Raw genomic sequence first — 25,534 nt, forward strand, 5'->3', positions numbered from 1 at the left:
CGCCAAGCCTTTAATTACCGCCGAGCCTTGCGCTTATTGTCGCAATGGCTCAATGACGGCCATATGCAACAGGTCGGGACAGGTCAGAGGCAAGCTCCGGCGGCTGAACAAGGCGAGTCGGCCGCGATCGACGTTGCGCATCTGGTCAAGGTCTACAAGACCACCCGCGCGGTCGACGACATCTCGTTCCGCATCGCGCGCGGCAGCATCACCGGCCTGCTCGGCGGCAACGGCGCCGGCAAGACCACGACGATCGCGATGATCATGGGCCTGGTGCTGCCGACCTCGGGCAGCGTCGAGGTGCTCGGTGCACGAATCCCCGAGCAGCGCTACGACGTGCTCGGCCGGATGAACTTCGAAAGCCCCTACGTCGACATGCCGATGCGGCTCACGGTGCGGCAGAACCTGACCATTTTCGGGCGCCTCTATGCCGTGCAGCGTTTGCGTGAGCGGATCGACCAGCTCGCCGACGATCTCGATCTCAAGGAATTCCTCGACCGCTCCAACGGCAAGCTCTCCGCCGGGCAGAAGACCCGCGTGGCGCTGGCGAAGGCGCTGATCAACGAGCCGGACCTCTTGCTGCTCGACGAGCCGACCGCCTCGCTCGACCCGGATACCGCCGACTGGGTGCGGCAGCATCTCGAGACCTATCGCAAGACCCATAACGCGACCATCCTGCTGGCGTCACACAACATGCTGGAGGTCGAGCGCCTCTGCGACCGCGTCATCATCATGAAGCGCGGCAAGATCGAGGACGACGACAGCCCCGACCGGATCATGGCGCGCTACAACCGCGACACGCTGGAAGAGGTGTTTCTCGACGTGGCGCGCGGCCGGGTGCGGGAGGGCGCGCCAGAGGACACACCATGAGCGAACTCGTCAGCCAGCACCAGCACACCATTTCACTGCAACGCATCAACGCGATGGTGCTGCGCTATTGGTATCTCCTGATGTCGTCATGGCCGCGGCTCCTGGAGTTGGTCTACTGGCCGGCACTGCAGATCATCACCTGGGGCTTCCTGCAGAATTACATCTCGCAGGCATCCGGCTTCTTCGCCAAGGCGGGCGGCACGCTGATCGGTGCCGTGATCCTGTGGGACATCCTGTTCCGGGGGCAGCTCGGCTTCTCGATCTCGTTCCTGGAGGAGATGTGGGCACGCAACCTCGGCAACCTGATGATGAGCCCGCTGAAGCCGATCGAATTCCTGCTCTCGCTGATGATCATGAGCCTGATCCGGCTCGCCATCGGCGTGATCCCGATGACGCTGCTGGCGCTGTTCTTTTTCGGCTTCAACTTCTACGCCATCGGGCTGCCGCTGATCGCGTTCTTCTGCAATCTGATCTTCACGAGTTGGTCGGTCGGCGTGTTCGCCTCGGGCCTCGTGCTGCGCAACGGGTTAGGGGCGGAAAGCATCGTCTGGACGCTGATGTTCGCGGTGATGCCGCTCGCCTGCATCTACTATCCGGTCGAGGTGCTGCCGGCCTGGCTGCAAGCTGTCGCCTGGACGCTGCCGCCGACCTATGTGTTCGAAGGCATGCGCTCGCTTCTGATCGATCACGTCTTCCGCGCCGACCTGATGGCGTGGGCGCTGGTCATCAACGCGTTCCTGTTCGCTGCCTCTTTTGCGATCTTCCTTGCCCTTTTGCAGAGCGCCAAGCGCAACGGGTCGCTGCTCGGCGGTGGTGAATAAATGTCACTTTCTCGTGGATTCTCGGCCTTTTAGCCCGATATCGCCCCCAGATTCGGCTCGCGGCGCATTGACGCATTGTTACGCATTGGTCAGTATGCTGCGGCGCAAAACAGGGGTCTGAAAATACTATGCCCATCGGTGAATTTGGCGGTGCCCCGCCACTAGCGGCGGAAGGCAGCCCGGCACTCACGACGCCGTTGTACTGGATGTACGAGATGGCGCATGCGTCGCTCAATCCGGTGCGCGCGGTAACCGACGCCACCAAGATCCTGTTTCAGAACCCGCTCAATCCGTGGACCCACACCGAGTTCGGCAAGTCGATCGCCGCCGGTTGTGAGCTGTTCGAGCGCACCACGCGCCGCTACGGCAAGCCGGAATGGAACCTGCCGACGACCGAGGTCAACGGCATCCGCACTCCGGTCGAGGTCCGTTCGATCTGGGAAAAGCCGTTCTGCCGCCTGCTGCATTTCGATCGCAAGCTGACGCGCCCGCTGCGCTCGCCGCAGCCGCGCGTGCTGATCGTGGCGCCGATGTCGGGTCACTATGCGACGCTGCTCCGCGGCACAGTCGAGGCGTTCCTGCCGACCCATGAGGTCTACATCACCGACTGGGCCGACGCGCGCATGGTGCCGCTCGCGGCTGGCCGGTTCGATCTCGAGGACTATGTCGACTACCTGATCGAGATGCTGCACGCGCTCGGCGGCAATATGCATGTCATCGCGGTGTGCCAGCCTTCCGTGCCTGTCGTGGCAGCGGTTTCGGTGATGGAAGCCAACAACGATCCGTTCGTGCCGCTGTCGATGACGCTGATGGGCGGGCCGATCGACACCAGGCGCAATCCGACCGCGGTCAACAACCTCGCCGAAGAGCGCGGCATCGAGTGGTTCCGCAACAATGTCATCACCAAGGTGCCGTTCCCGCATCCGGGCGTGATGCGTGACGTCTATCCGGGCTTCCTGCAGCTCAATGGCTTCATCAGCATGAACCTCGACCGGCACATGGACGCGCACAAGGCGCTGTTCGCCAATCTGGTCAAGGGTGACGGCGATCTCGTCGACAAGCACCGCGAATTCTATGACGAGTATCTCGCGGTGATGGATCTCACCGCCGAATATTACCTGCAGACCGTCGACCTCGTCTTCGTCAAGCACGCGCTGCCGAAGGGCGAGATGACCCATCGCGGCAAGCCGGTTGATCCGTCGAAGATCCGCCGCGTCGCGCTGATGACGGTCGAAGGCGAGAAGGACGACATCTCAGGTCTTGGCCAAACCGAGGCGACGCACGCGCTCTGCACCGCGATCCCGAACCATCGCCGCGTGCATTACGTGCAGAAGGGCGTCGGGCACTATGGCGTGTTCAACGGCTCGCGTTTCCGGTCCGAAATCGTGCCGCGGATCTCCGATTTCATGGTTTCGGCGGCCAATACGCGGCTTTCGCTGGTCGCCGCCGCCGAATAGGTATCGCCCCGGCCGCGATTTTCGCGGTCACGCAAGTCGCTGATTTAACTAAAAGAATCCAAAATCGGGCAAGGCCCAAAGGGTGAATGTAATTTCATTCTTTGGGCCTTTTTCGTAACCTTGATTCATCGGAAAAATTCCGGTTCCAGCCCCTGCCGGTAGAGGTCAATTAACGGCCAACCCCTGTATATTGGGCAAATGATTTGTTTTTGCGCCGAGCGCTTTCCCTGGCGGCGGATATGGCAAAGTTCGGGCGAACTCCTGCTCCCCGGACTCTCAGAAATGGCTACTCGCGCGCTCCTCTATCGGCGGCCTGCCGAACCCGCGACCGTATTGGTCAGACACGGCTCCCAGTTCTTCACCGTCAGGTTGCGCCGGCATAGGCGCGCGCGCCGTTACACACTCAGGATACATCCAACCGATCGTGAAGCGATCCTGACGATGCCGCCGCGCGGCACGATTCCGGAAGCCAAGGAGTTCGCCAATCTCCATGGCGGCTGGATCGCCGCCCGTCTTGGCCGCTTGCCGAAGGCCGCGCCGTTCCAGCCCGGCACCGTGGTGCCGTTGCGCGGCGTGCCGCATCGCCTGGTGCATCGCTCGGGCGAGCGCGGCACGGTGTGGACCGAGACGCGCGACAGCGGCGAGAGGATCATTTGCGTCGCCGGCGGCGTCGAGTACATGGATCGCCGCGTGCACGACTTCCTCAAGCGCGAGGCGCGCAAGGACCTGCAGAAGGCGGCGCAGCTTCACGCCGCGGAACTCGGCGTGCGGGTACGCCGGATCTCGATCCGCGATCAGTCCAGCCGCTGGGGCTCGTGTACTTCGGCGGGTTCGCTGTCGTTCTCATGGCGGCTGATCCTGGCGCCGCCCTTCGTGCTCGATTACCTCGCCGCGCATGAGGTCGCCCATCTCGTCGAGATGAACCACTCGGCGCGGTTCTGGCGGGTGGTCGACAAAGTCTGCGCGTCGGTAACGCGCGCCAAGAACTGGCTCGACACCTACGGCAACGACCTGCACCGCTACGGGATCCAGGAGTAGGGCGCGCTGTTCGCCCCGAACGTTGCTGTCATCGCCCGCGAAAGCGGGCGATGCAGTATTCCAGAGGCGTTTGTCTTCAATCCAGGGGCTGAGGCGTACTGAATCCCCCGCCTTCGCGGGGGATGACGGCTTGAGTGCGTAGCCCAGATGGAGCGTAAGCGTAATCCGGGGCAGCTTTCATCGATGGCGTGACTGGTCCCGGATTACGCTTCGCTTCATCAGGGCTACGGAGCAACGCGATCCGTCCGCCTACCGACTTCTACCGAAACAACCGATCCGCCAGCCAGCCGTCCAGTCCAGCCGCAGCCTCGGGCCGCGCGTTCGGGTTGGGTGGCGCCGAGGCGCGGGCCGGCGTCGGCGGTGGCGGGCGATAGTAACCGCCGGATGGTACCGGCGCGGGCGGTTGCGATGCCTGCATCGGTGGCTGAATCTGCATCGGTCCCGCCGGCGCTGACGGCGCGGTGACCTGTGACGAGATCTGCATCAGGTTCGCCGGCCCCCAGCTGCCTTGCGAGTTCGGGATCGCCGCGACCGGCACGCCCTGATGCGCCGCCTTCATGAAGCGGGTCCACACTTCGACCGGCAAGCCGCCGCCGGTCGCCTTCTTGGTCGGTGAATTGTCGTCATTGCCGAGCCAGACGCCGGTGACGAGCTTGGCGGTGTAGCCGATGAACCAGGCGTCGCGATAATCCTGGCTGGTGCCGGTCTTGCCGGCGGCTGTCCAGCCCGGGATCTCCGCCTTGCGCGCGGTGCCCGAGATCAGCGTCTCGCGCATCATGCTGTTCATCATCGAATCATAGCGCGGCTCGATCACCTGGTTGGGCGGATCGGTCGGACGGTCATAGAGCAGCTTGCCCGAACTGGTCTTGATCTTGGTCACCACATGCGGCGAGATGGCGTAGCCGCCATTGGCGAACGGCGCATAGGCGCCGACCAGCTCGATCACGGAGACTTCCGAGGTGCCGAGCGCGATCGAGACGTTGGACTCCAGCTTGGAGGAGATGCCGAGCCGGTGCGCGGTGCGCACCACATTCTTGGCGCCGACCTCGACGCCGAGCCGCACCGCGACCGTGTTCAGCGACATCGCCAGGGCCTGGGTCAATGTCACCGAGCCGAAATATTCGTGGGTGTAGTTCTCCGGCTTCCAGCCCTTGATGTCGAGCGGCGCGTCGGTGCGGATGGTATCCGGCGTCAGCCCTGCTTCGACCGCGGTGAGATAGACGAACGGCTTGAACGCCGAGCCCGGCTGGCGCTTCGCGGTGACCGCGCGATTGTACTGGCTCTCCGAGTAGTTCCGGCCGCCGACCATGGCGCGCACCGCGCCGTCCGGTGTCATCGCCACCAGCGCGCCCTGGCTGACATTGAACTTCACGCTTTTGGCGGCGAGCTCATCGATGATGGCGGCTTCGGCGACATTCTGCAGCTTCGGATCGATCGTGGTCTGCACCACGATGTCCTGGTCGATCTGGCCGACCAAATCGTCGAGCACTTCGCCGATCCAGTCGGCGACATAGTTCACGGTGCCGGCGCCGGCCGGCTTCACCGCAATCGAGGGCTGACCGATCGAGGCCTTGGCCTGCGCCTCGGTGATGAACTTGGCATCGGCCATCGCCGCCAGCACGACCTGCGCGCGCTGCTCGGCGCCTTCAGGGTTGCGATTTGGTGCCAGCCGCGACGGCGACTTGACGAGGCCGGCCAGCATCGCGGCTTCCGGCAGCGTCACGTTCTTCGCCGACTTGCCGAAATAGCGCTGCGCGGCGGCCTCGACGCCATAGGCGCCGGAACCGAAATAGACCCGGTTGAGATAGAGCTCGAGGATCTCGTTCTTGGAATGCTTGCGCTCCAGCCAGAGCGCGAGCTCGGCCTCCTGCAGCTTGCGCTGCATGGTGCGCTCCTGGGTCAGGAACAGGTTCTTGGCGAGCTGCTGGGTCAGCGTCGAGCCGCCCTGCGAGACGCCGCGGTGCAGGAGGTTGGTCACCGCCGCGCGCAGGATGCCAACCGGGTCGACGCCGTAATGCGAATAGAAGCGGCGGTCCTCGATCGCGATGAAGGCCTTCGGCAGATAGGGCGGCAGATCCTTCAACGCGATATTGGCGCCGGCCATTTCGCCGCGCTGCGCCAGCACGCTGCCGTCGATGCCGACGATCTGGATCGTCGGCGGGCGCTTGGGAATCTCCAGCGACTGGATCGGCGGCAGATGCGCGCCGACCCACACCACGACACCGATCACCGCAATGCCGGCCCACAGGCCGAGCACCGCGGTCCAATAGAACAGGCGGCCGATGCCAAAGCCCCGCGACTTGCTGCGCCGCTTGCTGCCGCTGCGCGACGGGCGCGGTTTCTCGCTACCGGAATCGCTGCTCTTGTCGGTGCTCTTGGGTTTGGATTTGGCGGGCTTGTCGTCGCCGCCTCCGGGAATGCGATCGGACGGCGACAGCCGAAGGTCGGCAAGCGCGGCCGGAAGCCCGAACAGCGGCTCCTTGCGCGCACCGCCTTTTTTCCGTCCCCACGCCATCCGCAACGCTCACACCCTGACAGGGACGCACGCTAGCGTTCCCGGTTTAAGGGGCGGTTACGCAAAGCTTAACGGGGCATTAGGAGGTGAGGCAGCGCGTGCTACATAAGGAGCATGATCAGGAAAAGTGGGCACCGGTTTTCCCTCGCGACAAACGCGGAGCGTTTGCGCGGAGATCATGCTCAAACAGGATGGAAGAGCGCGATAGAGCGATCGCGCTAGGGAACAAGAAACGAAGGAGCACCGCATGGGCCATATCGATCCGACCAAGGACGTTTTCGCGCAGTTCCGGGACAACAACCGGCCGGGCCCGATCCACATGCTCAACCTGGTGCGCCTGCGCGAATGGGCCGCCTATCCCGACGGCCGCAAGGCCACCGGCGCGGAGGCTTATGCGGCGTATGGCCGCGAGAGCGGGCCGGTGTTCGAACGGCTCGGCGGCCGCATCGTCTGGCAAGGCCGCTTCGAGCTGATGCTGATCGGACCGCAGGAGGAGCGCTGGGATCACTGCTTCATCGCGGAATATCCAAGCGTCGCCGCCTTCGTCGAGATGATCCGCGATCCGGTCTATCGCGAGGCGGTGAAGCACCGCCAGGCCGCGGTGGACGATTCCCGCCTGATCCGCCATGCCGTGCTGCCGGTGGGGAAGAATTTCGGCGAGATTCCGAAGTAGGCGCGTAAAAATCGATGGGTCGCGGCGATCTCCATCCCCGTCATGCTGAGGTGCGAGCGGAACGAGCCTCGAAGCATGCACGGCCCCGCTGGTGGCCGTCGACCCTTCGAGACGCGCCTCGCGCTCCCCAGGGTGACGGTGATAGGACATCCCCGCAAACAAATCGGCGGCTTGGAGGCCGCCGATTGCATTTCAAACCTGCGCGACCGACTAGCCGGCCGGGCCGGCGTCCTCGAGGATCGGGCCGAACAGCTCCCAGCGCTCGCCGTTGAAGCGCATCATCTGCAGCTGCTTGTTGACGCGATAGTCGTTCGGCGCGGTGTTGCCCTTGATGCCGGGCAGCGCCATGTCGAGCTCGACATTCTTCAGGTTGGTCGCCTGCTTCAGCACGTTGTCGCGGGTCAGGTCGTCGCCGCACTGCTTCAGCACATGCACCATCAACTGGGCGGTCGAGTAGCCATAGGTGTTGAAGTTCGAGTTCTTGTCGCCGTCGGGATAGTACTTGGCCATGAAGTCGAAATAGCGCTTCATGCCCGGATCGTCCTTCCACTGCGGATCGGCCGGATCCTTGCCGTAATTGGTGCTGATCAGACCCTTGGAGGCTTCCAGGCCGGCCGGCTGCAGCACGGCGCCGACCGATGTCGCGTTGATGTCGACGATGTGGATCGGGTGCCAGCCGAGCTCGGCGATCTTCTTGATCGCCTGCGCCGCCTGCTTCGGCGTCGAGGCCGAGAAGAACAGGTCGGCGCCGGCGTCCTTGATCTTGATCACCTGGGAATCGATGGTCGGGTCGGAGACCTCGTAGGAGGCTTCGGCCACGATCATCTTGGCGGCCTTGTCGCCGAGGCCGGCCTTGATGCCGTTCAGATAATCCTTGCCGAGGTCGTCGTTCTGATAGAGCACGCCGATCTTGGCGTTGGGATGCTCCTTCAGGATGTACTGGCCGTAGATGCGCCCTTCGACGAAGTAGTTCGGGTTGAAGCCGAGCGTCCAGGGGAAGTTCTTCGGGTCGGTGAACTTCGAAGCGCCGGTGGCGGCAAACAGCTGCGGCACCTTCTTGGCGTTGAGATACTTCTGCACGGCGGCGTTCGACGGCGTGCCGACGATCTGGAAGGTCAAGAGCACCTCGTCGCTCTCGACGAGCTTGCGCACCTGCTCGACGGCCTTGGGCGGCGAATACGCGTCGTCATACTGGATCAGGTTGATCTTGCGGCCGTTGATGCCGCCCTGATCGTTGATCATCTTGAAGTAGGCCGCCTGGGTCTTGCCGATCGAGGCATAGGCGGAGGCCGGTCCGGAGAAGGGGACGGTCTGGCCGATCTTGATCTCGGTGTCGCTCGCGCCCGGATCGTACTTCTTCTGCGCAAAGGCCGACGTTGCTGACAGCGCGATCGCGAGCGCCGTTCCCGTGACCAAGTGGAAAATCCCGTTCCTCATAGTGCTGTTTCCCTCACGTGACTGATGGTTGGCCGATGATCTTGTCCGCGGGTTCAAGGTCCCGCGGTCGCCATCGCTGGGCCGGGATACTGGAGGAACCGTTATTGCAACGCAAGACGAGCACTGCCGAAAAGGTGAGCGATTTCAGTCAACCAAAGTAGGGGGCGTTGCGAAAAGGTGGGTGGAGCGGCGCGAAGGTTGGGGCCCGGCTTTACCTCGCCCCCGCCTGCGGGGAGAGGTCGCATCGCATCGAAGATGCGATGCGGGTGAGGGGGAGTCTCCGCGGGGGCAGCTAATGCAGCGGTGCGCGGAAGCAGCCCCTCACCCCGACCCTCTCCCCGTAAGAACGGGGAGAGTGAGTGAAGTCTCGTCCCGACCGCGGCTAGCCCGCCGGTCCGGTGTCCTCGATGATCGGGCCGAACAGCTCCCAGCGCTCGCCGTTGAACTTCATCATCTGCATCTGCTTGTTGATGCGGTAGTCGTTCGGCCCCGTCGTGATCGACATGCCCGGCAGCGCGAGGCTCGGCACGAACTTCTTCAGGCTGGTCACCTGCTTCATCAGGTTCTCGCGGGTGAGGTCGTCGCCGCACTGCTTGAGCACCTGGATCAGGAGCTCGGCCGTCGAGTAGCCGTAGGTGTTGACGGTGTTGAGCTTGTCGCCTTCCGGATAATACTTGTCCATGAAGGCGAAATAGGCCTTCACGCCGGGATCGTCCTTCCATTGCGGGTCGGCGGGGTCCTTGCCGTAATTGGTCGAGATGATGCCCTTGGAGATGTCGAGACCGGCCGGCTTCAGCGTCGCCGACACCGGGCTCGCATTGATGTCGAGGATGTGCACCGGGTTCCAGTTGAGGTCGGCGATCTTGCGGATCGCCTGCGCGGCGAATTTTGGTGTCGAGGCGTCATAGACCAAATCGACCCCGGCGGCCTTCAGCTTCACGATCTGGGAATCGACCGTCGGGTCGGTCAGCTCGTAGGACACCTCGGTGACGATCATGCTGGCGGCCTTGTCGCCGAGCCCGCTCTTCAGGCCGGTGATGTAGTCGCGGCCGAGATCGTCGTTCTGGTAGAAGATGCCGATCTTGGCGTTGGGGTGATTGGCCAGGATGTATTTGGCGTAGATGCGTCCCTCGGACTGGTAGTTCGGGTTGAACGCGATCGTCCACGGCGCGTTCTGCGGGTCGGAGAAGCGCGAGGCGCCGGTGGAGGCGAGCAGCTGCGGCACCTTCCTGGCATTCAGATATTTCTGCACGGCGGCATTTGACGGCGTGCCGATGATCTGGAACGTGAACAGCACCTCGTCGCCCTCGACAAGCTTGCGCACCTGCTCGACCGCTTTCGGCGGCGAATAAGCGTCGTCATACTGGATCAGGTTCAGCTTGCGGCCGTTGATGCCGCCCTGATCGTTGATCATCTTCATGTAGGCCGCCTGGGTCTTGCCGATGCCGGCATAGACGGATGCGGGGCCGGAGAACGGCACAGTCTGGCCGATCTTGATCTCGGTGTCGGTCGCGCCGATGTCGTATTTCTTCTGCGCGGTGGCCGATGTAACCGACAACGCGATCGCAAGCGCCGTCGCAGCGAGCAATTGCACGCTTCTCATGTCCGTGACCTCCCTGTTGCCGGTGATCTTGTCCGCAAGCTCAGGCCGGCGGATGTCACCGTTGCACGGGATGATGGAGGAACGGCTGGGCCATTGCAAGACGATGCACCCTGCGCGCGATGTCGCGTTTGAGCATGGTCCGGAAAACTGTGAAGCGGTTTCCGAGCGGATCATGCTCAAGAAAACAAAAGCGCGCCCGCGCTTTAGGCCAGCCAGAGCTGGATCAGCGCCAACGCAGCGGGAGCCGCCTGCACATAAAGAATGCGGCGGCTGACGGTGGCGGCGCCATAGGCACCGGCGACGATCACGCAGAGCAGGAAGAATGTCTTGATCTGGAACGCGAAGGCCGGATTGCCATGTACGAGGCCCCAGATCAGTCCGGCGGCGAGGAAGCCGTTATAGAGCCCCTGATTGGCGGCGAGCACCGCGGAATCGTTTGCCTTCTCGATCGAGTTGCGAAACGTCTTCAGCCCGAGCGGCTTGGTCCAGAGAAACATCTCGAGCACAAGGAAATAGACGTGCAGCATGGCCACCACCGCGACCAGAACATTGCCAAGCAACAACATATTGCGGCCCCCCAAAGCTTCGGTTCTGATTGAATCAGAATCGAAGCTCAAGATTCTTGTTTTGGCGCGTTTTCTTCACGCGAACCGGTCTCCGCTTCGCTCGAAAAACGCTCTACCCAGAATTCGGGTGGACGCTAGCATGCGGGCGGTGAATTGTATGCTGGCCGATCTGCTTGCCCGAGATATGACAATGGCCGACCGCAGGACTCCACAGACCTTCAACCTCGACCGCCTCAAGACCCCGATCGGCACCGCGCTGCTGGTGACCGATGACGACGGCGTGCTGCGCGCGCTCGACTGGGACGATTATGAAGGGCGCATGCTCGACCTGCTGCGGCTGCATTATGGCGCCGTGACGCTGCGGGACGGCCACGCGCCGGTTGCGATGCGCAAGGCGCTCGGCGATTACTTCAAGGGCGATCTCGATCGTCTCACCGATGTCGAATGGCGCGTCGCCGGCACGCCGTTCCAGCAGAAGGTCTGGCACGCGCTGCCGAACATTCCGCACGGCACCACCATGAGCTACGGCGCGCTGGCGGCGAAACTGAACGCGCCGAATGCGATGCGCGCGGTCGGCCATGCCAACGGCTCCAACCCGATCAGCGTCGTCGTGCCATGTCATCGCCTGATCGGCGCCAACGGCTCACTGGTCAAATATGGCGGCGGGCTGGAGCGCAAGCGCTGGCTGCTACGCCACGAGGGCGTGGAGGTCTAGAGCGTTTTCGAGTGGGAACCGGTTCGCGTGAAGAGGCGCGTCAAGACAACGATCCAGCAATCCGCTTCGGCCGCCGGTGTGGCGATCAATCGAGATCTTCGCTGGGCATGTTACGCAGATCGCGCACGACATAGAGGAACACGACGAGCGAAGGCACCCACGCGAGTATCGCTCCTACCAGCATCGCATCGACCGTCGTCATGTGAGACTCCTTGCGCGTTGTTGGCCAACGTCGTCAGATCGGCTTTTTCGATGGGGCGCCGGTTCTGGGGAAGGGATACAGCCACTTCCAATAGGCCTTGTTGCGCTCCAGCTGCCGCTTGTGGATCTCGCGACACTTCGTCGAGCAAAACTGCTCAAAATACCAATTATGCCGGATCAGCCCGAAAGGCCGCTTGCAGGCCGGATTTCCGCAACGAGCTGTCATGACGCTGCCTCCGCATTCGCGCGCCAAAGCCAGCGGATGAAGTCCTCCTGGCCTTTGTAGAGGCAGAGGCGTCCGCAGTAGCGTTCGCCCGCCGGATTTCGCAAACAGATGATCTTGGGCTCTTCGCTGTCACACTGGGCGCAGCGCGGTTCCGCACGCATGGCGACCTCCCTCCGAGGAATTGCCATTTGCCAATCAAAATGTCTGGTGCTGTCCTCGCCGTCGATCTTCCCGAAGGACGACGATGCGAAATCTCGCGCCGCCGCCGTCCATGCGCAACTTGTCCAGATGTTTTGTGGCATCATCCTTGCGTATAGCCGGCCTGGTGATGGCTGATCCAACTCACGCACCCGGCGCCGCGCTGTGCTGCCTGAGGGCGGTATCGAGGCATTTGATCAGGACGTCCCCGTCGCAGGGCTTGCTCAGAAAGCAGATCGCTCCAGCCTTCAGCGCCCGGACGCGATCGCTTTCGACCGAGAACGCCGTGACGAAAATGAACGGAAAGCGGTGTCCGCTGGCAATGAGGTGGCTCTGCAGGTCGAGCCCGCTCATGGCCGGCATCCTGACATCCGCGATCACACAGGATGTGTCATTCAGGCGGGGCGAGTGCAAAAATTCCTCGGCCGACGCGTAGGTCTCGACCGCGTAGCCTAGCGACCTGACGAGATTGTCGGTCGCGGTGCGAACCGACATGTCATCGTCGATGATTGATATCACTGGCGGGTTGGGCAAGGAGGTTATCCCGGGCCGGAAGGGCCTCTGGCGTGTGCATCATGTGGGGACCACAGTGCGTCGCCAATCGGGGCCGGAGAATCATACTTAGGTTTGCGCCCCGCCGGCTGCCGGTCCGATCTGGAGCATCTGTGCCATCCTGACCAGATCGGGTAACGACTTTGCCGCCATTTTCCGCATGATGTGCCCGCGGTGTATCTTCACTGTGATCTCGGCCACACCGATTTCGGCGGCGACCTGCTTGTTCATCAACCCCGCCGTGACGAGCGTCATCACCTGGCGTTCACGCGGCGTCAGGGTCGCGAAGGCGGCGCGCAGGTTGGCAAGAACCTTGGCCTCATCGCGACGACTCCTGTCGCGCTCGATCGCCGTCGTGACGGCATCCAGCATGTCCTGATCGCGGAATGGCTTGGTCAGGAAGTCCACAGCGCCGGCCTTCATGGCCCTGACCGTCATCGGGATATCGCCGTGGCCGGTCATGAAGATGATCGGAATATCGATGCCCGCCTTCGCCAGCTCCCCCTGAAAGTCGAGGCCGCTGAGCCGGGGCAGCCGGATGTCGAGGATCAGGCAGCTCGGGACATCCGGAGGCTTGCGCTGCAGAAATTCATGGGCCGAGCCGAATGCTGCGGTCCGCAAGCCGACGGACCGGAACAGATTGCTCAGCGCGTCCCGCACGGATGCGTCGTCGTCGACGACGAAGACGATGGGATCCTCGGCGTTTGCCAGACCAGAAGGCGATGCCGCGCGCCCGGTCACCATGCATGATCCTCTTCGTGCAGTGGCAAGGTGAACTGGAATGTCGCGCCGGGGCCGCTATTTCCGGTCACGGACAGGCGGCCTCGGTGGGCTTCGACGATCGATCGGCAGATCGACAGCCCCATTCCCATGCCGCTGGCCTTGGTGGTGTAGAACGCGTCGAACAGCCGTTCGGCATTCTCGGTCGCGATTCCGACGCCGCAGTCGGTGACCGTGACCACGATCTGCCCGGCCTCGTCATGGCGCGTCCGGATTACGAGTTCCCGCGGCCGGTCCGTGACCGGCTGCATGGCCTCGATACCATTGAGGACCAGGTTGAGGATGACCTGCTGCAGCTGGATACGGTCGGCGACGACAGACGGGAGCGCGGGAGCGAGGTCGAGCTGCAAGGATACCAGGTGACGCTGCAGTTCATGCTGCACCAGCCCGATCACCTGGTTGATGACTTCATTGACGTCGAGTGGCGCCTTCTGATCGGTCGTCTTGTTCACCATCGCGCGGACGCGCTGGATGACCTCGCCCGCCCGGTTGCCGTCGCTGATGATCGACCTGACCGCGCCGCGAGCTTCGTTCAGATCGGGGGCCGCCCGGTTGAGCCACCGCAGGCATGCCGCGGCATTGGTGACCACGGCGGCAAGCGGCTGGTTCACTTCATGGGCGATCGATGCGGCGAGCTCGCCGAGCGCCGTCACGCGCGTGACGTGTGCGAGGTTGGTCTGCGCTTCGTGCAACTCCGCCTCGGCTCGCTTGCGGGCGGTCACGTCGGTGACCGCTCCGATGAATTCGGTGTCGCCCGAAAGATTCGTCACCGCATGCGCCCTGGCGTGAACAAATTTGATCGCCCCATTGGGCATCAGCAATCGGTAGCCGTGTTCGAAGTCCTTGCCGTCGAGCGAGGCGCGGTCGATGGTCCGTTGCACGCGGGCGCGATCATCCGGATGGACGCGCTGCAGGACCGTGGCATGTGTGATGGAAGGAGCCCTGTCGAATTCGAAGATCCTGAACGTCTCTTCCGACCAGATGATCTCGCCGCTGGCGACGTGCCAGCCGAAGCTGCCGGTGTGGCTCAATCGCTGGGCTTCGGTCAGGTACATTTCACTCTGCTGCAGCGCATTTTCGGCGTGCTTGCGCTCGGTGATGTCCTCGCATGCGATCAGCACGATCAGCTGATCGCCCAGCCGCCGCACCGCCTTGGCGTTTTCACGAACCCAAATCCGTGAACCGTCCTTGCGGACCTTCCGGATTTCCCAATTGTGGGTCTGGCCGATGTTGTCGAGGCATGTCGCGACGTTGCGCTGGACCATGTCCCGGTCTTCGGCGGCAAAGACCCGCAGCACCGATTGTCCAAGCAGTTCGTCGACGGTGTAGCCGAGCTGCGCCGCGCCGAACGTGTTGACCGACAGCACGAGCCCCGTTGCGTCGACCATGAAGTACATGACCGGGTTGTGCTCGAATACCTCCTTCCATTGCGCTTCGCTGTTGCGCAGCGCCTCCATCGCGCGCTCCTCGCTGCTGGCTCGGCCGCGCAACATGGCTTCCATCCGCCTTTGCGAACGGCCCACCAGGCGGATCATCAGCAATGCGGCGGTCAGCGACGCGACGAGCAGCGCCAGGGCAACCAGATGGGCGGAAGCTGCCGGCTGCGGACCTAGCAACAGCCCGATGCAGGTTGTCGCCAAGGCCAGCACCATGCCGCCGAGCAGCCATTGCTCGGCCGACCAGGACTTCGTGGTCGGGTCGCGGATCATCGGCAGCCCAGCACTTGGCCATCATCATGGGCCGCGCTGCGTCGCTAGGTGACTGCTACCATCAGCGGCGACAACGTCGCCCTCCCAATAGACTGTATATTAGCAGCTTTCTTGCCGCCCGGGCGGGATGACGCCGGCCTTTTTGGCGGTCCACGCCCGTGGGATCGCGCAGAAAGCGAAGCCGTTGAGCGCGCTCAGGTCCAGGTTGCGACCTAAACTCAAGTATGAGTCGTCCCCACCGAATGTAACGGTCGGATCAACCTCCGTTCAATGGCCCGTTCCATCCCGGTGACTACGCTTATTGGGCAACTCGACGACGGCAGAGATTTCCGGGGTTCAGCAATCGCCAATCAGTGACGGAGATTGAAATGCCCAGCGCGCGCCTGCATCTGATCGTTTGCTCCGACGACGTCGACCACGAGGCAAGGCCTCAGAGACGCGATCGCAGCTTCCAGCCTTCCGTTATCGTTGGTGGCAGGCAAACAGCAAGCACGCTGACCGACAACCCGTGGATCGATCTGCTGGACGCATTCGATCTGGGCGTGGTGGTCTGTCAGGCCAGCTACCTGGCCTTGCTGGGAGCGAGCCTGGCGGCGCTGCAGCCGCAATTCGACGCGCCAGACTCAGGGCGGTAGCCGGCCCTGAATTCCAAGTCCGGCAGGCTGCCGGGACCGAAGCGCTGGCTGCTCACGCCTGGGTCGCGCAAGACGGGTCCGATCACAGCCTCCGTGAGAGCCCGGAATCCATTCCCCGCCTAGCCCCGGCCCTGATGGATTCCGGGCTCAGTTCTGCAGACGCCCTCGGCTGCGCAATGGCGCACCGCAATGATGGGCGGAGCAGGTCGACGGCGCGGCTCCCGCGCCAGGCTCCCGACGGCGGCAAATTGCAGCAATTTTTTCGAAAGATGCCCGGTTCGCTTTAGCCGCTTTTGAAGCACCTGATTATTGGATCTGTCCGGCAACGGCATCGCTCTGCAGAGCTGTGCGTTGGTTCGCGCACTGACAGATCAGGGGCCGGTCATTATGAATCAGGCACAGCAGCACAAGCCGCCTCCCGAAGACAATAATTCCGTCACCAGGAATGAGGCCGACGGCGCACGGGGATTGCAGCGCGATCTGCAGGAACGGCTGCAGCCGGAGCATGACGCGCCGGCCAGCGATAGCGCTCCCCATCCCGAAGCGCCCGCAGGCTCAGGCCGGATGGTTCGCCGCCTGCTCAAGGTCGGCATTGGCCTTGCCATCGTCACCGTCTTCGGATGGCTGCCGCTCAGGGCTGTGTTGCAGACCTCGAGCGTGGAGGCCGTGGTCAACGCCAGGATCGTGACCTTGCGCTCACCGATCGACGGCACCGTGAGCGCGAAGCCGCAGAAATCCACGCAGCTCAGCGTGGTTCACGAGGGCGATGCGATCCTTCACGTCGTTAACGCACGCGGCGATCGCGCCCGGCTCGATGATCTCCGGCGACAGATGTCGCGGTTGGAAAATGAGCGCCCGAGTCTGGCCGCCAAGCTTGCGGCCGCCGAGACGGCGCAACAGGATCTTGCCCGCCAGGCCGGCCAGTTCCGTGACGGCCGCATCCTTCAGCTCGAGGCCCGGATCGCCGAAATCCAGACCGCGATCGAGGCCGCCGCCGCACGGCGGGAGGAGGCCGTGGCCGCCGTCGAGCGGGCGTCGTCGCTGATCAAGTCGGGCAGCGTGTCGACGGTCGAAATGGCCCGCCTGACGCGCGAGCAGGCGATCTCGCAGCAGACCGAAATCGGCGCTCGACGGCGTCTCGACGCCGCCAAGGTCGAGCTCACCGCGGCAAGGAATGGCACTTATCTCGGCGACAGCTACAATGACCGGCCGAGCTCCGTGCAGCGCGAAGAGGAGATGCGCCAGCGCGTTAGCGATCTGCGCGCCGATCTGGCGCATGCCGACGCCGAGATCGACTGGCTGACCCACGAGATCGCAGCCGAGCAGCTGCACTACGTCAACCGGGCGGAAGCCGACATCAAGGCGCCGGTCGGCGGGCGCATCTGGGAGATGATGACGTCGCCCGGCGAGGACGTCAGGGCCGGGCAGCCCTTGCTCAAGCTGCTCGATTGCAGCGGCGCGGTGGTCACGGCGAACGTCACCGAGAGCGTCTACAACGGACTGAAACTCGGCGAGCAGGCGAGCTTCGAGCCGAATGACGGCAGCGCCGCGCTGCAGGGCGAGATCGTCAATCTCACCGGCGCGTCGGGCGCGCCCGCGAACCTTGCGATCAATCCGGATGCGCTGAACAAGGAACCCTATCGGGTCACGGTCTCGATGCCGGCGCTCGATACCACGGGCAAGGATTGCGCGGTCGGCCGCACCGGGCGCGTGGTGTTCAACGCGGACGTGGCAAAGTCATGATGGCGGCATTTGCGCCCGGGCTGGTCGCCTTCGGCGCCTGCCTTGCCATCCTACCCCTGCTCCGCCGCGAGCAGACCCTGGCCCGCGTCATGATGACCGGCATGTCGTTCGTCCTGCTGGTCCACTATTTCGCGTGGCGGGTGACCCACACCTTGCCGCCTCCGGGCCTCACCGCCGACGCGCTGGTCGGCTATCCCTTCATGCTGGCCGAGGCGGCCTCGATGATCGCGGTATGCCTGTCGCTGCTGTTCCTCAGCCGCACGATCGACCGCTCACCCGAGGTCAATTCGATCCTGCGCCGATCGAAGCTGCCCGCAAACGCGCCGCTCGTCGACGTCTTCATCTGCACCTACAACGAGGAGAAAGCGATCCTGGAGCGCACCATCATCGGCGCGACCGGGCTCAACTATCCCAATTACCGCGTCTGGGTGCTCGACGATGGGCGGCGGCTCTGGCTGCGCCGGCTCGCCCAGGAGCTCGGCTGCAACTATCTGGCCCGTCCGGACAACCGCCACGCCAAGGCCGGCAACATCAATCATGCGCTCCAGCACGTTTCCGGGCTGGCCGAGCGGCCGGAGTTCATCTCGATCCTCGACGCGGATTTCGTCCCGATGCCGGACTTCCTGACCCGGGCGATGAGCCTGATGCAGGACGGCAGCGTCGGCGTCGTGCAGACGCCGCAGCATTTCATCAACCCGGATCCGATCCAGACCAATCTTGCGGCGACCGATGTGTGGCCCGACGAGCAGCGCTTCTTCTTCGATATCCTGATGCCGGCCAAGGATGCCTGGGACACGGCATTCTGCTGCGGCACCTCGTCGCTGATCCGCTTCTCCGGCCTGATGCAGATCGGCGGCTTCCCGACCGATTCGGTGACGGAGGATTACCTCGTCACACTGCGGCTGAAGGAGAAGGGACTGCGCACGGTCTATCTGAACGAGCGCCTGACCATCGGACTCGCGCCGGAGGGACTGAAGGAATACATCACGCAGCGCGGACGCTGGTGTCTCGGCTTCATGCAGATCTTCCGCGGCCGCAGCGGGCCGTTCTCGCGGCAATCGAAGCTCGCCTTCATGGACCGGCTGTCGCTGGTCGACGCCTTCATGAGCTGGGCGGCGGTCTACGGCACCAAGGTGTTCGGCCTGGTCGTGCCGTGGCTTTATCTGCTGTTCGGGATCAAGGCGGTCCATGCCGACCTGTTCGAGCTGCTAAAATATTTCCTGCCGTTCTATGTCTGGCACGCCTTCACGATGGCCTGGATTTCGCGCGGCCGCTCGCTCGCGATCATGACCGACGTGTCGCAATACATCGCGGCGCCCGCGGTGCTGAAGGCGGTCGTGACCGGCCTCGCCAGGCCGCAGGGCCACAAATTCAAGGTGACGGCCAAGGGCGGCGACCGCAACCGCCGCTTCATCGAGTGGCCGCTGCTGCGGCTCTACGGTGCCGCCCTGCTGATCACGCTGTTTGCGATCGCCTACGCCTTCATCCTGCATCTGCGCGGCGAAAACATCGCCTATGGCGGGCTGGCGCTGGCCTGGAGCCTGTACAATTGCGTCGTGCTCGCGATCGTGTGCTTCATCTGCATCGAGCAGCCGCGGCGCCGCAAGGCCGAGCGGTTCGAGCGCGACGAGCCGATCCTGATCCATCAGGACAGCGAGATGCGGCTGATCCGGATGGCCGATATCTCGATCTCCGGTGCGCGCTTCATCGATCCCGTCCCGCCCGCCATCGGTTCCTTGATCAAATGCAATGTCTACGGACAGAACGTCGCCGCGACTGTGGTCCGGCGCACCCGCGACGGCTTCGGCGTCCGCTTCGAGGACGCGGTCGCGACCCGGGTCAATGTCGTGCGCGCATTCTATGCCGGCGAATATGTCCGCGCTTTCCAAGGCGTGCGCGCCGCGCCGGTCGGCAAGGCCCTGCTGATGCGGCTGTTCGGCTAAGGCACGGTGAGATTAGGTCGAATGGCGGCCGCGAAGGCGGTGCGCCCGCTCCCCGAAAGGGCGGGGCTATCGCAGGCCATCGGCCGTGACGACGTGGAAGCGTTAAAGAAGGACGCAAATGACATTTGCACCCAGGGGTGAGTGTGCATCTGCGCAATTTCGGATTATTGGAAGAGTATCCCTGAGTTGCCCGACGCGTCAAGTAGCCTGGTCGAACGCCAGCCACTGCCGGCTACTTTGCATGGGGTTGTTTTCGATATTTTGGCAACGCGCCTCCCCAGCAAAGGCAGGGCAATCGCAATGGCTCCAGCACCGCTGTTCCCGCGCCGTCATGGCCGGGCTTGTCCCGGCCACCCACGCCTTTTCGCGAAACCAAGACGCGGATGCCTGGCACAAGGCCGGGCATGACGAGTTTGTGGAGCTATCGAGCCGATATGCGATTGCCCTACCCGCAAGCGGGAGAGGTGCAGCCAGCGTGGCGCGAGACCGATCCAGCCTGACTTCATCAGGCTCTGGTGCGGCGTTTCACGCCGCCGGCTTCGCCGCCTGGTCCTCGCTCGCCAGCAGATGCAGCAGCGCGCTCTTGATCGCGGCCTGCCGGGTCGGTGCCGTGATCTGGGCGCCGAGCAGGTCGGTGACGTAGAACACGTCGCGGGCGCGTTCGCCGAAGGTCGCGACATGCGCCGAGGCGATGTTGAGGTTGAGCTTCGAGATCGCGGTGGTGAGCTGGTAGAGCAGGCCGGGCCGGTCGAGGCCGGAGACCTCGATCACGGTGTAGCGGTCGGACCACTGGTTGTTGATAGTCACCTCGGGCTCGACGATGAACGGCCGCGCCTTGCTGCGGACGGTGCGCTTGGCGACCGCCTCGGGCAGCCGCAGCTTGCCTTCCAGCACGTGCTCGATCATCTCGCCAATTCTGGTGGCGCGGCGGCCCTCGTCCTCGTCGCGGTCGTATTCGCGCGAGATCGAGATGGTGTCGAGCGCGCGGCCGTCGGTCGTGGTGTAGATCTGGGCGTCGACGATGTTGGCGCCGGCCGACGCGCAGGCACCTGCGATGATCGACAGCAGCCAGGGATGGTCGGTTGCCAGGATCGTCAGCTCGGTGACGGCGCGGACCTCATCGAAGCCGACATTGATCGCAAGCTTGTGGCCGGCCTGCTCGCTGGCGCGGATGAAGCGGGCCTGGCGGATCTTGCGTGCCAGCTCGACCTTGAGCCAGTAGGCCGGATAATGCCGGCCGATATAGGCGTTGAGCTCCGCCTCCGGCCATTCGGTGAAAGCACGGCGGAATTCGGCTTGTGCCACCGCGATGCGCTGGGCGCGGTTGACCTCGGAGAAGCCGCCGGTCAGCACCGGTTCGGTCTCGTAATACAGCGTGCGCAACAGCTGCGCCTTCCAGCCGTTCCACACGCCCGGTCCGACGCCGCGGATGTCGGCGGTGGTCAGGATCGTGAGCAGCTTCATCTGCTCGACCGACTGCACCACGGCGGCGAAATTCTCGATGGTCTTGCGGTCCGACAGGTCGCGCGATTGCGCCACCGTCGACATCGTCAAATGCTCCTCGATCAGCCACGCCACCAGTTCGGTGTCGGCCGCCGAGAAGCCGAGCCGCGGACACAGCCGCCGCGCCACCTTGGCGCCGGCGATCGAATGGTCTTCCGGCCGGCCCTTGGCGATGTCGTGCAGCAGCGTCGCGATATAGATCACCGGGCGGTGCTCGGGGCGGATCTTGCGGAACAGGTCGCTGGCGACCGTGAACTCCTCGTTGCCGCCGCGTTCGATGTCCTGCAGGTAGCCGATGCAGCGGAGCAGATGCTCGTCCACCGTGTAGTGGTGGTACATGTTGAACTGCATCATCGACACGATCTTGCCGAAGGCGCGGATGAAGTGGCCGAGCACGCCGGTCTCGTTCATCCGCCGCAGCACGATCTCCGCATTGTCGGAGGTCAGGATCTCCATGAACAGGCGGTTGGCTTCATCGTTCTCGCGCAGCTGGGTGTTGATCAGCTTCAGCGAGCGCGTCACCGTGCGCATCGCATCGGGATGGAAGGCGAGGTTGTTCTGCTGCGCAAGGCGGAAGATCCGGATCAGGTTGACCGGATCGTGCTTGAAGACGTCCGGCGCGGCGAGATTGATGCGGTTGTTGTCGACGATGAAGTCGTCGCTGCCGTTAACCCGCCGCCGCTTGGTGCCGGGCCGCAGCCGCGCCACCATCCGGCTCAGCACCGGCGCCGGCTTGTTGTGCTCTTCCTCGAGCTTGGCGCACAGGATCGCGGTGAGGTCGCCGACGTCTTTCGCGATCAGGAAGTAATGCTTCATGAAGCGCTCGACGTCCTGCATGCCGGGATGCGAGGTGTAGCCGAGGCGGACCGCGATTTCGCGCTGCATGTCGAATGACAGCCGTTCCTCGGCGCGTCCGGCGAAGAAGTGCAGATTGCAGCGCACCGACCACAGGAAGTCGGCGCAGCGGCGGAAGGTGCGGTATTCCTGCGAGTCGAACACGCCGCGTTCCAGCAGCTCGTCGGTCTCGCGCACGCGGTAGACGTATTTGGCGATCCAGAACAGCGTGTGCAGGTCGCGCAGGCCGCCCTTGCCGTCCTTGACGTTGGGCTCGACCAGATAGCGCGACTGGCCGGCGCGGCGATGCCGCTCCTCGCGCTCGGCCAGCTTTGCGGTGACGAATTCCGACGCGGTGCCCTGCACCACCTCCTTGTCGAAGCGCTCGACCAGCTCGTCATAAAGCGGCTGGTCGCCGGTCAGGAAGCGCGTCTCGAGGATCGCGGTGCGGATCGTCATGTCGCCGCGGGCCTGACGGATCGATTCATCGACCGAGCGGGTGGCGTGGCCGACCTTCAGCCCCATGTCCCAGAGGCAATAGAGAATCGCTTCAGCGACCTGTTCGCCCCAGGCGGTCTGCTTGTAGGGCAGGATGAACAACAGATCGATGTCGGACTCCGGCGCCATCAGCCCGCGGCCATAGCCGCCGGTCGCCACCACGGCCATGCGTTCGGCGCCCGAGGGGATCGGCGAGTGATAGAGGTGGCGGGTCGCCGCCGCGTAGAGGATGCGGATGATCTCGTCCTGCACGAAGCAGAGCCGTTCGGCGCAGCGCCGGCCGTGACGGTCCTTGAGCAGCAGCGCCTGCGCCGTGGCGCGCGCCGCGATCAGCTCGGCCTTGAGCAGCTGCGCCATCGCGGCGCGGAACTGGTCCTCGCGGCCGGCATGCCGTTCGGCAAGCGCATTCACCGCCGCGGTGATCCGCTCGGTCTCGAAACGATCATCCGCTTCAGGGCGGGCCTCGGCTACGACGCTGTCCATAGGTTCATCCGATATCGGACGGAGCCGTTGCTGTCACTGACCAAAGTATAACGACAGCAGCTCCATGCTCTCATGGCGGCGCTTCGAGCAAGATCGTTCTCGCGCCATCCCGTAAAGGGTAGAGATTTTCTCGTTGACCGCAAGGCTAACTCATTGAAATAAAAGATTGTTTCATAAAACTGATCGAGGGGGTCGACGAATGCAAAAATTTTCCCGGCGCACGTTCGCTGCGCTGCTCGCGGTCTCGACCTTGCTGCCCGGCGCGGGGCGCGCCGCCGACGCGCTGAAGGAGATCCGGATCGACTGGGCGACCTACAATCCGGTGTCGATGGTCCTGAAGCAGAAGGGCCTCCTGGAAAAGGAATTCGCCAAGGACGGCATCAGCATCGTCTGGGTGCAGTCGGCCGGCTCCAACAAGGCGCTCGAATTCCTCAACGCCGGTTCGATCGATCTCGGCTCGACCGCGGGTTCGGCGGCGCTGGTCGCGAAGATCAACGGCAACCCGATCAAGTCGATCTATGTCTATTCGCGTCCCGAATGGACCGCACTGGTCACGACCAAGGACTCCAGGATCGCGTCCGTCGCCGACCTCAAGGGCAAGCGCGTCGCGGTGACGCGTGGCACCGATCCGCACATCTTCCTGGTTCGTGCGCTGCTCGGCGCCGGTCTCACCGAAAAGGACATCACGCCGGTGCTGTTGCAGCACGCCGACGGCAAGACCGCGTTGATCCGCGGCGACGTCGACGCCTGGGCCGGTCTCGATCCGATGATGGCGCAGGCGGAGGTCGAGGACGGTGCAAAGCTGTTCTACCGCAAGGCGGAAGCCAACACCTGGGGCATCCTCAATGTGCGCGAGGAGTTCCTGAAGGCGCATCCGGATATCGTCCGCCGCGTGCTCGCGACGTACGAGGAAGCGCGGAAATATTCGCTGGCCAACTATGACGAGCTGAAGAAGACCTTCATCGCCGTCACCAAGCTGCCGGACGCCGTGGTCGACAAGCAGCTCAAGGAGCGCACCGAGCTGACCCACAGCCGGATCGGCAGTGCCCAGCGCGAATCGATCCTCGCCGCCGGCCTCGCCTTGCAGCAGGCGGGCGTGATCGACGCCAAGACCGACGTCAAGGCCGCGCTGGATTCCTTGGTCGACGATCAGGTCCCGCTGCCCACCAACTAACCGCTGTCGTTAAACTAACCTCCGTCGTCAAACTAACCTTCGTCGTCCCGGGCAAGCGAAGCGCGACCCGGGACCCATAACCACAGGGCTCTATTGTTGGACAAGGCTGTGGCCCCAGCTCGCTTGATTACCACGCCCTGTGGTTATGGGTCCCGGCCTTCGCCCAAAGGCGCTAAAATAGGATTTGCGCCTTGGATTCGCTTGTGATTCCAAGATGGAATGGCACACGAATCGCTTGTGAACAAAGATTGGGCGCGCGTTGTCGCCCGACTTGGCGGAGCCGAGGCTCTGAACATTAGCGCGCGCAAGACGAAGGCGTTTGTCCGTCCGCGGGAGATCAGCAATGCGGTCGACTTGCTGCGCCTGATCTTGGCTTATTGCCTTGGTGAGAAAGGGCTGCGGTTGACGGCGGCATGGGCCACGTCGGTTGGGCTTGTCGATATCTCCAACGTGGCTCTGTTGTATCGCTTACGTCAGTGCGGAGATTGGCTGGCAATCTTGGTCGAGCAGGCGCTTGCCGCCGCGGCGCCGAAGGCGAGCCGCGGTCGTCTGATCCGTATTGTTGACGCCACGACGGTCCCCAAGGCTGGGACGAGCGGCAGGAACAAGAACGCAGTGTGGCGTATCCATAGCGCGTTCGATCTTCCGCAGGAGCGCTTTGGTCACTTCGAACTGACCGATCAGCGAGCGGGCGAGACGCTGGATCGGATACCGGCGGTTGCCGGTGAGATCCGTCTTGCCGATCGCGCCTATCTGCAACCGGAGCGCATGGCGCATCTCGTCGATGCCGATGCGGACTTCGTGATCCGGGCCGGCTGGAAGAGCGCGCGCTGGCTCGATGCCGAAGGTAATCTTGTTGACCTCACTGCCGAACTGCGCAACGCCTCGGCGCGTGGCCTGATCGATCGGCCGATTTGGATAAAGCGCAAGTCAGGTGCGCCGCCGCTCGCAGTGCGTCTGGTTGCCGCGAAGAAGCCGGCGCAAGCTGCTGCGGCTGCGCGACGCAAGGCGCGCCGGACTGCACAAAAGGGAGGTCATCAGCTCTCCAGGCAAACACTTGACGCCGCAGATTGGGTGATCCTGGTGACCTCACTCAGGCCAGAGGACTTCACGACTGCAGATATCCTCGCCCTCTATCGGCTGCGATGGCGCATTGAGCTCGGCTTCAAGCGGCTGAAAAGCCTGATTGGCCTGAAGGGACCTCCCGGAACCGACGAGCGGTCCGCCAGACCCCATATCCTCGCTCATCTGCTGATCATTCTATTGCTCGAGCCGCTCGTCGACGAACTCGAAGACTCTCCCCGCTTGGCCGACGCCGCCTGACCCACCCAGTGACGTGGCGTCTGCTGCGCCAGCTCGT

19 protein-coding genes are annotated in these 25,534 nt (G+C 63.7%); 11 read left to right on the plus strand and 8 right to left on the minus strand.

The genetic code is table 11. From position 1 onward, the window contains the following. Positions 1-63 precede the first annotated feature (63 nt). The 4 genes from ACVMDN_RS39160 to ACVMDN_RS39175 all read left to right on the plus strand — a co-directional run bounded on the left by ACVMDN_RS39160 (position 64) and on the right by ACVMDN_RS39175 (position 4,186). Positions 64-870 (plus strand): ABC transporter ATP-binding protein, encoded by an 807-nt coding sequence (locus ACVMDN_RS39160; RefSeq protein ID WP_076824748.1) that lies wholly within the window; start codon positions 64-66, stop codon positions 868-870. Then, the gene (locus ACVMDN_RS39165) at positions 867-1,691 is read left to right on the plus strand and encodes an ABC transporter permease (protein WP_057015392.1); all 825 of its coding nucleotides are present in this window, start codon (positions 867-869) and stop codon (positions 1,689-1,691) included. Before ACVMDN_RS39160 ends, ACVMDN_RS39165 begins: the two co-directional genes overlap by 4 nt. 128 nt (positions 1,692-1,819) lie before the next feature. Further along, positions 1,820-3,148, plus strand: a complete 1,329-nt coding sequence (locus tag ACVMDN_RS39170; protein ID WP_028341465.1) for a polyhydroxyalkanoate depolymerase — start codon at positions 1,820-1,822, stop codon at positions 3,146-3,148. 198 nt (positions 3,149-3,346) lie between these two features. Next, positions 3,347-4,186 carry a M48 family metallopeptidase gene (locus ACVMDN_RS39175; RefSeq protein ID WP_076824634.1) on the plus strand — a complete coding sequence of 280 codons (840 nt, stop codon included), beginning with the start codon at positions 3,347-3,349 and terminating at the stop codon, positions 4,184-4,186. 259 nt (positions 4,187-4,445) lie between these two features. On the opposite strand, the gene ACVMDN_RS39180 is transcribed toward ACVMDN_RS39175, so the two are convergent. Further along, on the minus strand, positions 4,446-6,701 hold the full coding sequence (locus ACVMDN_RS39180; RefSeq protein ID WP_076824750.1) for a transglycosylase domain-containing protein: 2,256 nt from the start codon (positions 6,699-6,701) through the stop codon (positions 4,446-4,448). 247 nt (positions 6,702-6,948) lie between these two features. Between ACVMDN_RS39180 and ACVMDN_RS39185 the strand changes: the two genes are divergently transcribed. Further along, positions 6,949-7,374, plus strand: a complete 426-nt coding sequence (locus tag ACVMDN_RS39185) for a DUF1330 domain-containing protein (RefSeq protein ID WP_016845520.1) — start codon at positions 6,949-6,951, stop codon at positions 7,372-7,374. Positions 7,375-7,584: 210 nt separating this feature from the next. Here ACVMDN_RS39185 and ACVMDN_RS39190 read toward each other — a convergent pair whose 3' ends face one another. The 3 genes from ACVMDN_RS39190 to ACVMDN_RS39200 all read right to left on the minus strand — a co-directional run bounded on the left by ACVMDN_RS39190 (position 7,585) and on the right by ACVMDN_RS39200 (position 10,980). Continuing rightward, complete coding sequence (locus tag ACVMDN_RS39190; protein WP_018269220.1) at positions 7,585-8,811, minus strand: ABC transporter substrate-binding protein; 1,227 nt, start codon at positions 8,809-8,811, stop codon at positions 7,585-7,587. A gap of 382 nt (positions 8,812-9,193) precedes the next feature. After that, positions 9,194-10,414 carry an ABC transporter substrate-binding protein gene (locus ACVMDN_RS39195; protein WP_456835807.1) on the minus strand — a complete coding sequence of 407 codons (1,221 nt, stop codon included), beginning with the start codon at positions 10,412-10,414 and terminating at the stop codon, positions 9,194-9,196. A 203-nt stretch (positions 10,415-10,617) separates the two neighbouring features. Next, positions 10,618-10,980 (minus strand): DUF1304 domain-containing protein, encoded by a 363-nt coding sequence (locus ACVMDN_RS39200; protein WP_083714868.1) that lies wholly within the window; start codon positions 10,978-10,980, stop codon positions 10,618-10,620. Between the two features lie 190 nt (positions 10,981-11,170). On the opposite strand from ACVMDN_RS39200, the gene ACVMDN_RS39205 reads away from it, so the two are divergent. After that, a complete protein-coding gene (locus tag ACVMDN_RS39205; protein ID WP_141340233.1) occupies positions 11,171-11,695 on the plus strand; it encodes a methylated-DNA--[protein]-cysteine S-methyltransferase in 525 nt (174 codons plus the stop codon). A 769-nt stretch (positions 11,696-12,464) separates the two neighbouring features. On the opposite strand, the gene ACVMDN_RS39210 is transcribed toward ACVMDN_RS39205, so the two are convergent. The 3 genes from ACVMDN_RS39210 to ACVMDN_RS39220 all read right to left on the minus strand — a co-directional run bounded on the left by ACVMDN_RS39210 (position 12,465) and on the right by ACVMDN_RS39220 (position 15,304). After that, a complete protein-coding gene (locus tag ACVMDN_RS39210) occupies positions 12,465-12,839 on the minus strand; it encodes a response regulator transcription factor (RefSeq protein ID WP_076824638.1) in 375 nt (124 codons plus the stop codon). A 102-nt stretch (positions 12,840-12,941) separates the two neighbouring features. Next, on the minus strand, positions 12,942-13,616 hold the full coding sequence (locus ACVMDN_RS39215; RefSeq protein WP_076824640.1) for a response regulator transcription factor: 675 nt from the start codon (positions 13,614-13,616) through the stop codon (positions 12,942-12,944). Then, positions 13,610-15,304, minus strand: coding sequence for a PAS domain-containing sensor histidine kinase (locus tag ACVMDN_RS39220; RefSeq protein ID WP_456815481.1), 1,695 nt, complete (start codon positions 15,302-15,304; stop codon positions 13,610-13,612). Before ACVMDN_RS39220 ends, ACVMDN_RS39215 begins: the two co-directional genes overlap by 7 nt. Positions 15,305-15,729: 425 nt before the next feature. Between ACVMDN_RS39220 and ACVMDN_RS39225 the strand changes: the two genes are divergently transcribed. The 3 genes from ACVMDN_RS39225 (at position 15,730) to ACVMDN_RS39235 (ending at position 19,682) form a co-directional block, all read left to right on the plus strand. Continuing rightward, a complete protein-coding gene (locus ACVMDN_RS39225) occupies positions 15,730-15,996 on the plus strand; it encodes a hypothetical protein (RefSeq protein ID WP_057015418.1) in 267 nt (88 codons plus the stop codon). Between the two features lie 387 nt (positions 15,997-16,383). Continuing rightward, a complete protein-coding gene (locus tag ACVMDN_RS39230; RefSeq protein ID WP_244558658.1) occupies positions 16,384-17,739 on the plus strand; it encodes an HlyD family efflux transporter periplasmic adaptor subunit in 1,356 nt (451 codons plus the stop codon). Further along, complete coding sequence (locus ACVMDN_RS39235) at positions 17,736-19,682, plus strand: glycosyltransferase (RefSeq protein WP_076824643.1); 1,947 nt, start codon at positions 17,736-17,738, stop codon at positions 19,680-19,682. Before ACVMDN_RS39230 ends, ACVMDN_RS39235 begins: the two co-directional genes overlap by 4 nt. A gap of 525 nt (positions 19,683-20,207) precedes the next feature. On the opposite strand, the gene ACVMDN_RS39240 is transcribed toward ACVMDN_RS39235, so the two are convergent. Next, the gene (locus tag ACVMDN_RS39240; protein WP_076824645.1) at positions 20,208-23,000 is read right to left on the minus strand and encodes a [protein-PII] uridylyltransferase; all 2,793 of its coding nucleotides are present in this window, start codon (positions 22,998-23,000) and stop codon (positions 20,208-20,210) included. Positions 23,001-23,199: 199 nt separating this feature from the next. Here ACVMDN_RS39240 and ACVMDN_RS39245 point away from each other — a divergent pair, with 199 nt between their 5' ends. After that, on the plus strand, positions 23,200-24,174 hold the full coding sequence (locus ACVMDN_RS39245; protein ID WP_076824647.1) for an aliphatic sulfonate ABC transporter substrate-binding protein: 975 nt from the start codon (positions 23,200-23,202) through the stop codon (positions 24,172-24,174). 237 nt (positions 24,175-24,411) lie between these two features. Next, on the plus strand, positions 24,412-25,497 hold the full coding sequence (locus ACVMDN_RS39250; protein WP_253604643.1) for an IS4 family transposase: 1,086 nt from the start codon (positions 24,412-24,414) through the stop codon (positions 25,495-25,497). Positions 25,498-25,534: the final 37 nt, after the last annotated feature.

It is taken from the genome of Bradyrhizobium sp. USDA 4510 (assembly GCF_054059095.1).

What these genes read in the sequence shown, in the direction of transcription:
- ACVMDN_RS39160 (WP_076824748.1), top strand. Translation starts at nt 64, where the DNA reads ATGCAACAGGTCGGGACAGGTCAGAGGCAAGCTCCGGCGGCTGAACAA.
- ACVMDN_RS39165 (WP_057015392.1), top strand. Translation starts at nt 867, where the DNA reads ATGAGCGAACTCGTCAGCCAGCACCAGCACACCATTTCACTGCAACGC.
- ACVMDN_RS39170 (WP_028341465.1), top strand. Translation starts at nt 1,820, where the DNA reads ATGCCCATCGGTGAATTTGGCGGTGCCCCGCCACTAGCGGCGGAAGGC.
- ACVMDN_RS39175 (WP_076824634.1), top strand. Translation starts at nt 3,347, where the DNA reads ATGATTTGTTTTTGCGCCGAGCGCTTTCCCTGGCGGCGGATATGGCAA.
- ACVMDN_RS39180 (WP_076824750.1), bottom strand. Translation starts at nt 6,701, where the DNA reads ATGGCGTGGGGACGGAAAAAAGGCGGTGCGCGCAAGGAGCCGCTGTTC.
- ACVMDN_RS39185 (WP_016845520.1), top strand. Translation starts at nt 6,949, where the DNA reads ATGGGCCATATCGATCCGACCAAGGACGTTTTCGCGCAGTTCCGGGAC.
- ACVMDN_RS39190 (WP_018269220.1), bottom strand. Translation starts at nt 8,811, where the DNA reads ATGAGGAACGGGATTTTCCACTTGGTCACGGGAACGGCGCTCGCGATC.
- ACVMDN_RS39195 (WP_456835807.1), bottom strand. Translation starts at nt 10,414, where the DNA reads ATGAGAAGCGTGCAATTGCTCGCTGCGACGGCGCTTGCGATCGCGTTG.
- ACVMDN_RS39200 (WP_083714868.1), bottom strand. Translation starts at nt 10,980, where the DNA reads ATGTTGTTGCTTGGCAATGTTCTGGTCGCGGTGGTGGCCATGCTGCAC.
- ACVMDN_RS39205 (WP_141340233.1), top strand. Translation starts at nt 11,171, where the DNA reads ATGGCCGACCGCAGGACTCCACAGACCTTCAACCTCGACCGCCTCAAG.
- ACVMDN_RS39215 (WP_076824640.1), bottom strand. Translation starts at nt 13,616, where the DNA reads ATGGTGACCGGGCGCGCGGCATCGCCTTCTGGTCTGGCAAACGCCGAG.
- ACVMDN_RS39220 (WP_456815481.1), bottom strand. Translation starts at nt 15,304, where the DNA reads ATGGTGCTGGCCTTGGCGACAACCTGCATCGGGCTGTTGCTAGGTCCG.
- ACVMDN_RS39225 (WP_057015418.1), top strand. Translation starts at nt 15,730, where the DNA reads ATGCCCAGCGCGCGCCTGCATCTGATCGTTTGCTCCGACGACGTCGAC.
- ACVMDN_RS39230 (WP_244558658.1), top strand. Translation starts at nt 16,384, where the DNA reads ATGAATCAGGCACAGCAGCACAAGCCGCCTCCCGAAGACAATAATTCC.
- ACVMDN_RS39235 (WP_076824643.1), top strand. Translation starts at nt 17,736, where the DNA reads ATGATGGCGGCATTTGCGCCCGGGCTGGTCGCCTTCGGCGCCTGCCTT.
- ACVMDN_RS39240 (WP_076824645.1), bottom strand. Translation starts at nt 23,000, where the DNA reads ATGGACAGCGTCGTAGCCGAGGCCCGCCCTGAAGCGGATGATCGTTTC.
- ACVMDN_RS39245 (WP_076824647.1), top strand. Translation starts at nt 23,200, where the DNA reads ATGCAAAAATTTTCCCGGCGCACGTTCGCTGCGCTGCTCGCGGTCTCG.